6 protein-coding genes and 1 pseudogene are annotated in these 7,145 nt (G+C 42.3%); 4 read left to right on the top strand and 3 right to left on the bottom strand.

Translation table 11 applies throughout. From position 1 onward, the window contains the following. Positions 1-203 precede the first annotated feature (203 nt). On the top strand, positions 204-1,214 hold the full coding sequence (locus JWQ85_RS07655; protein ID WP_299466385.1) for a dipeptide epimerase: 1,011 nt from the start codon (positions 204-206) through the stop codon (positions 1,212-1,214). Between the two features lie 192 nt (positions 1,215-1,406). Here the strand turns inward: JWQ85_RS07655 and JWQ85_RS07650 are convergent, their stop codons facing one another. The 3 genes from JWQ85_RS07650 to dinB form a co-directional block, all read right to left on the bottom strand. Next, positions 1,407-2,714, bottom strand: a complete 1,308-nt coding sequence (locus JWQ85_RS07650; protein WP_299466381.1) for an ammonium transporter — start codon at positions 2,712-2,714, stop codon at positions 1,407-1,409. A 90-nt stretch (positions 2,715-2,804) separates the two neighbouring features. Continuing rightward, positions 2,805-3,152 carry a hypothetical protein gene (locus tag JWQ85_RS07645; protein WP_299466378.1) on the bottom strand — a complete coding sequence of 116 codons (348 nt, stop codon included), beginning with the start codon at positions 3,150-3,152 and terminating at the stop codon, positions 2,805-2,807. 232 nt (positions 3,153-3,384) lie between these two features. Next, positions 3,385-4,476, bottom strand: coding sequence for a DNA polymerase IV (gene dinB, locus JWQ85_RS07640; protein ID WP_299466383.1), 1,092 nt, complete (start codon positions 4,474-4,476; stop codon positions 3,385-3,387). An 83-nt stretch (positions 4,477-4,559) separates the two neighbouring features. Between dinB and JWQ85_RS07635 the strand changes: the two genes are divergently transcribed. The 3 genes and pseudogenes from JWQ85_RS07635 to JWQ85_RS07625 form a co-directional block, all read left to right on the top strand. Then, positions 4,560-5,129, top strand: coding sequence for a thiamine pyrophosphokinase (locus JWQ85_RS07635; RefSeq protein ID WP_299466375.1), 570 nt, complete (start codon positions 4,560-4,562; stop codon positions 5,127-5,129). Between the two features lie 142 nt (positions 5,130-5,271). Continuing rightward, positions 5,272-6,360: a DUF6515 family protein gene (locus JWQ85_RS07630; protein ID WP_299466372.1), complete on the top strand. Its 1,089-nt coding sequence runs from the start codon at positions 5,272-5,274 to the stop codon at positions 6,358-6,360. 135 nt (positions 6,361-6,495) lie between these two features. Beyond that, positions 6,496-7,145: pseudogene (locus tag JWQ85_RS07625) on the top strand (acetyl xylan esterase); the annotation flags it as partial.

Raw genomic sequence — 7,145 nt, 5'->3', positions numbered from 1 at the left:
GGTTGGTCTTCCAGGTTGTAAAGGCTCATTAACCATTGTGGGAAAACCTGGATCTTTTCTTCTTCGCTTTGCAAAGCATCTCCCGTTAGGAAACACTTGCTGTTGCTAAAATTAAACTTTTCGAACGGTGCGTAAATTTGTGCCGGCATGGCCGCAAAGATAAGCATGAATTTAACAGGAATATTTTAGCTTTGAGATTTGACATGCAGCTTACTTATCAACCCTTCGAATTACTGCTAAAGCACCCTTTTACCATCGCAAAATTTTCGCGGACCTCAACACCGTTGATGTTGGTGCAGATAGCTTACGAGGGCCACACCGGTTACGGTGAAGCATCTATGGTGCCCTATATGGGCGAAAGTCATCAAAGTGCGATTGATTTTTTGAGTAAAGTTGATGCCAGTCAGTTTAAATATCCATTTGATTTTGCATCCATAGTCAATTACCTGGATAGCATCGCTCCCGGTAACCCGGCCGTAAAAGCAGCTATTGATATTGCCCTGCATGACCTTGATGGCAAATTAAAAGGCCAGCCCTGCTGGAAACTTTTGGGTAGCGACCCTGCAAAAATGCCGGTAACCAGTTGTACTATTGGGATAGATACCAAAGAGGTGATCCTTCAAAAGGTAAAAGAAGCCGAAGGCCTGAAAGTGATAAAAGTAAAACTTGGGCGTGATAGTGATAAAGAGCTGATACAAACCATACGGTCGGTTACCGATGTGCCGCTTTATGTGGATGCCAATCAGGGTTGGACAGACCGCAAGCAAAGCCTCGACCTGATCTACTGGCTTGCAGAGCAAGGGGTGCAACTGATAGAGCAACCCATGTTAAAAACTGATATTGATGGTAATGCCTGGATAACCGAGCATAGCCCCATTCCTATTATTGGTGATGAAGCAGTACAGCGCCTGGCGGATGTAGAAAAGGCTAAAGGAGTTTACCATGGCATCAATATAAAACTGATGAAGTCTGCCGGGATGTACGAAGCGCAGCAAATGATAAACAAAGCCCGCGAACTGGACTTAAAAATATTGATAGGCTGCATGAGTGAAACCAGCTGCGCCACCCTTGCCGCCGCCGCCCTTGCCCCACAATGCGATTGGGCAGACCTGGATGGGCCTTTTTTAACCACCAATAACCCGTATAAAATGCCCGGGTTTAGTGCAGGTAAATGGGTGTTGAGTGATAAGGCTGGGTTAGGGTTTAATAATTAACCACAGAGTACACAAAGATTTTCACAGAGAGCACAGAGAGTTGAATATCCAACCTCTGTGCTCTCTGTATTAACAAAAATGCCATTCCTCAGTGTTCTCTGTGGTTAACAATAAAACGTCCTTAAATCAAAAAAGGGATGCTTTCGCACCCCCTTTTCTTCGTTAGTTAGTCAGTCAATTATAGTTCAGTTATTATAGTTCTTCGTCGTGTTGGGTTACGTCCAAACCTGCAAGTTCTTCTTCAGGAGTTACACGTAACGGACTGATCAAATCAGTTACTTTTAGCAGGATAAATGCTCCCACAAAAGCAAATACTGATACAGCAACCAATGCAACAACATGTTTGATAAATAATGCGGTTTCGCCATAAGCTAAGCCTTCTGCACCAGCGCTGTTAACTGCTTTGGTAGCGAAGATACCGGTCATTAGCATACCAACCATACCACCTACACCATGGCAAGGGAATACGTCTAAGGTATCGTCAATATTGGTTTTGCTTCTCCAGATAACTACCAGGTTACTTACAACCGCGGCAACAATACCCACAATAAGCGAGCTTGATACGGTAATATAACCCGCAGCTGGTGTTACTGCAACCAAACCTACAACAGCACCAATACAAGCACCCATTGCAGATGGTTTTTTACCTCTTAATATATCAAAGAATATCCATGACATGGCAGCAGCAGCAGATGCGGTAGTTGTAGTACCCAAAGCAGTAGCAGCAAGCTCACCAGCACCTAATGCAGAGCCGGCATTGAAACCAAACCAGCCAAACCAAAGTAAACCTGTACCTAATATTACGTAGCTGATACGTGCAGGGTGGTGTGTTTCTTCGGCACCGGTACGTTTTTTAAGATATAGTGCAGATGCAAGCGCAGCCCAACCAGCAGACATGTGTACAACAGTACCACCTGCAAAGTCTAACACACCATATTTAAAGAAGATACCTTGCGGGTGCCATGTAGCGTGAGCAAGAGGGATGTAAATTAGAATGATGAAAAGGGTGATGAAAATTAAGTAGGAGTTGAAACGGATACGCTCTGCAAATGCACCAGTAATAAGCGCTGGTGTAATAACCGCGAATTTTAACTGGAACATAGCGAAAAGAATAACCGGGATGGTGCCACCTAACCAGGCAACACCTAAAGTGTTCTGCATCATGAAAAATGATTTAGGGTTACCAATTAAGCCTAAACCGCCTACATCATCGCCAAAAGCCATGCTGAAACCAAATACTACCCAGATGATAGTAATAAGGCCCATACAAACAAAGCTTTGCAGCATTGTAGAGATAACGTTCTTTTTGCGCACCATACCGCCATAAAAGAAGGCAAGGCCCGGTGTCATTAATAATACAAGGGCGGTAGAGATAAGCATCCAGGCAATGTCAGCACCATTGTAAGTTGTTGCGGGTTTGGCCGCCGCTACGTTACCCGGGTATATAAACGCCAGGATAACAACAATAACGAGGATTCCAAAGGGTACAATTTTTTTCATTTTTTTGTTTTAAAAGGAAAGGGTTAGTTAATAGTTAGTATTAGGGTCAGTATTATGGGGGAGCGATCTTTAACTATCGGCCCGTGTAGTTCACCAAAAGGAGTGCTTCGGAAACAGCATCAGCTCAGGGTGCAACCTGTAAGCTGATGCCGGTTTACTAAATTTGTAATTTGATCCATTTATATAAACTGTCGCGGTGTTTAATGCAGTTGTTGTGTTGTATGCAAATAATTGTAATGGATTTAACCTGTTTTCAAATATTTTGGACCTATTAACGGGATAAACTCCTGCTTGGGATGCCTCTTTTTTGCTTTCGGCCTTAATTTTTGCAGATAAAGTCTTTAAAGCTTCGGTTTTTTGTTTAAAAACAGTTAAAATGATTGAGCCAATAGTATCAAATACTAAGAAAAATATAAAAATATGCTTGGCTTCTTTCAATTGCATATGCTAAAATAAGAATATTAAAATCAATTTGTCAATAAAAATCATATTTTTTTATAATTATTTTTAAAAAATCACAAAAAAAATGAGAAATTCATTCAAATCGACTGTTTTAGCAGGGTGTAAAATGCCTTTTTTATCAATAAAATGACATATATCTAAAATATAACAGCGTTAGAACTGTTTTTTTAAGATAATTATTGAAATATTGTGCTTTATTTGAATTATTTCAAATATCAAACAGGCTTAGCTGGTCAGATGGTGGGATGGATTTTGTTTCTACAGGGATAAAATTTGAAACGGTAATTCCAAGTAATCTTATGCGGCTGTTTTCGGTATCGGTAGCAGCAAGCAGGGTTTTAGATGTATTTAATATGATACTAAAATCGTCAATACAATTTGGCAGGGATAAACTCCGGGTGATCTGCCTGAAATCGCTGTATTTTATTTTAAGGGTTATAGTGCGGCCTTTTAGCTGATACCTGAGCAGGCGGTCGTGCACTGTTTTGGCAATTTTTTCTAACTCGGTATACATCTCATCGATGCCTGTAAGGTCGTAAGCAAAGGTATCTTCGGCGCCCATTGATTTTGTTTCACGATGCGGTTGTACATCGCGGTCATCAATGCCTCTTACTATACGATAATAAAACGCGCCTGCTTTGCCAAACTGCGCTATCATTTCATTTTCTGTTAGCTTCTTTAGGTCGGCACCCGTAAACAGGCCCTGCTTCTTCATTTTATCGGCAGTAACCTTACCTACTCCGTAAAACTTTTCTACTGGTAAGTTTTCAATAAAACTCTCCACCGATGATGGGCCTATGAAGGTTAACCCGTCTGGCTTCTTAATATCCGAAGCAATTTTGGCCACAAACTTATTTACAGATACCCCTGCCGAAGCAGTAAGGTTTAGTTCATCCTTTATAGCTTGTTTTATTTGTTGGGCAATTTCTATTGCCGAGCCTATGTTCAGCTTGTCGTTGGTAACATCCAGGTAGGCTTCATCTAAGGAAAGAGGTTCTATCAGATCGGTATAACGGCCGAAGATCTCGCGGATCTTTTGTGATACCTCTTTATAAGCGGCAAACCTGGGCCTTACAAAAATAGCATGCGGGCAAAGCTGTAATGCCTGCTTAGATGGCATAGCCGAGCGGATCCCGAATTTACGTGCTTCGTAACTGGCGGTGGCAACAACGCCTCCCCGCCCTTCGGGCAAGCCGCCAACAACCAGTGGTTTGCCGCGATATTCAGGATGGTCGCGTTGCTCAACAGATGCGTAAAATGCGTCCATATCAATATGAATTATCTTACGCTTTATCTGAATATCATTTCCGGCCACCTGCTAACGAATACTAAAACTATTTATTTAAATTACCTTTGACAAATTATTCATCTGTATATAATATAATGTCATCCCACCACATTGTTCGCGAAAAACAGGAACCGGCACTGCTGGTGCTCGGGCTAAATAACTTTTCCGAAGAATTACTTGGCCAGCTGCTGGAGTGGAGCCCAACGGTTATTACTACGCCCCTGGTTGCCGAACAAATAAACATCTACGAAATAAAGATAGACATTATTATAGCGGATGAAATTGACGAAAGCCTGCAATCTGATGTAAAACTTATCCCGCAGGGTAACTCCACGCTCGTTGAAGCCGCTTTAAACTATCTCATAGAAAACGAATACAAAGCGGTTAACATAGTTGCTGACGATGTTACCCTGGATGATTTTATGCCCTTTGCTGATAAAATTAACCTGGTAATATTTAGTGGCGACCGAAAAATATACGCTGTAAACCCAGGCTTTAGCAAATGGAAACCAGCCGGCGAATTTATCCGCATCTTATCCCTATATTTAAACCTGCAAACCAGCGGTTTGGCGGCTAAGGGAAGCAATGAATTCATTACTACACACGATGGTTTTATCAGCCTGAATTTTGATGAAGATTTCCTGTTTATATCCGAAGATGTCTAATAAGGATATAAGCCTGACAAATAGGGCTGTTAGCGGCTCATTTATTGTATAAAAATAATTAAACATCAATTAAACCGTTGATGTATTTCGTAGTCATATATACACTTCAGCATTAACAGGCTGATCGATTATAAAATTCAAAATGAAAACAGGATATAAAAAATTATTAGGTGTGGCCCTAAGCGGGATGTTATTCCTGGGCTTGGGCCTTTCTGCCAACGCACAGCATAGAGGCGGCGGTGGCGGTGGCGGCAGACCCTCATCAGGCGGTGGTGGTGGCGGCGGCGGCAGTATTAGTCGTCCTTCATCAGGCGGTGGTGGTGGCGGTTTTAGCAGGCCATCAGGTGGTAATGTTGGCGTAAGCCGTCCATCGGGCGGTTTTAGTCGCCCTTCCGGCGGAAACGTTGGTATGAGTCGCCCTTCGGGTGGTTTTACCCGCCCGTCAAACGGCAATGTTGGCGTAAGCAGGCCGGGTGGTTTTAACCGCCCAAATGTTGGTATTAGGCCAAATGGTTATAACAACAGCGCAAGTGTTGGTCACCGTCCAAATGTAGGCCGCCCTTATACCGGTAACTATGGCCGTGGCACTTACCGTGGTTCAAACGGATACCGTGGTGGTAACTATGGCCGTTATGGATATGGTTACGGAGGTGGTTATGGCTCACGCTATTTTAACCGTGGTTATTATAATTATCGTGGTTACTATAACTCATACTACCTGCCAAGAATTGGTTTCAGCATAGGTGTATTGCCTTACGGATATTACCCATTCTATTGGGGCGATTACCAATACTACTATAGCGATGGATTGTATTATCAGCAAAACGATAACCAATATACTGTGGTTGAACCACCGGTTGGTGCACAGGTAAATTCATTACCTTCAAAAGCAGATGCGATAACCATTAATGGTGAGCAGTACTACGAATCGAACGGTGTTTACTACCGTGCGGTAACTAAAGATGACGGTACTGTTGTGTATGAAGTTGCCGGTAAAGATGGTGAACTGAATACAGATGGCGGCGGCTCTGATGCCGATTACCAGCCCTACCAAATAGGCGATATTTTAACAACATTGCCGGAAGATAGCCGTAAAATAAAAGTTAACGGTGAGAAATTATATGTTGCACCAGACGGAACTTATTTCCAGGAGCAACGCGACAACGACAATAAAAAAGTTTACAAAGTTGTAGGTCTGGCAACAGATGATCCTGAAGACGATAATAACTAATGTTCTTATAAAGTACTATTAAAAGGGTGGATGCTGCAAAGCATCCACCCTTTTTTATGCCTAAATTGTTATAAAAGTATTAGGGTGATGAACTAAGGTTGTTTAATTTTATGCTGACCGATTGTACCATCTATAATGAGAAAAACTTACTTCAGTATACTTTTTACTTTATTGCTATCTGCCGCATTTGCATCAGGGAAAGCATCACCCAAACTCAAGCTGTTTAAAGCCGATAACAAATATTTTAAATATACCGGCCGGGTAGATTTTACCAATCCCGAAAAGCCAAAATTTTGGTCACCCGGCGTATATATTACTACAAAATTTAAAGGCCCCTCCTGCCAGTTGTTAATAAACGACGAAGAGCTTTTTGGCAAAACGCATAACTACATAGAAGTGGTTATAGATGGTAAGCCACAGCGCATCCAAACAACGGGTAAAACAAATACCATCCAAATTGCTAAGGGTTTATCTAACGGTGAGCATACCCTGCTTATTTGTAAGGATACAGAATCGGGCATGGGTTACATGGAATTTGTTGGTTTGATATGCGAAAAGCTTTTGCCGTTTAACCAGCCCAGGCGAATGATAGAATACATTGGCGACTCTATAACCGCTGGTGCAGGAGTAGATGCTTCCGAAATAGCCTGTGGCAAGGGGCAGTGGTACGATCAGCATAACGCTTACCTTACTTATGGTGCACGTACATCGCGTGCCTTAAACGCGCAGTGGCAGTTAACAGCGGTGGCGGGCATTGGCCTGGTACATAGCTGCTGTAATATGGA

Origin of the sequence: Mucilaginibacter sp., from assembly GCF_028288105.1 — a bacterium.
Lineage (GTDB): Bacteria > Bacteroidota > Bacteroidia > Sphingobacteriales > Sphingobacteriaceae > Mucilaginibacter.
Note: the sequence above shows the minus strand (reverse complement) of the source record. Positions and strands in the feature narration are given on the sequence as shown.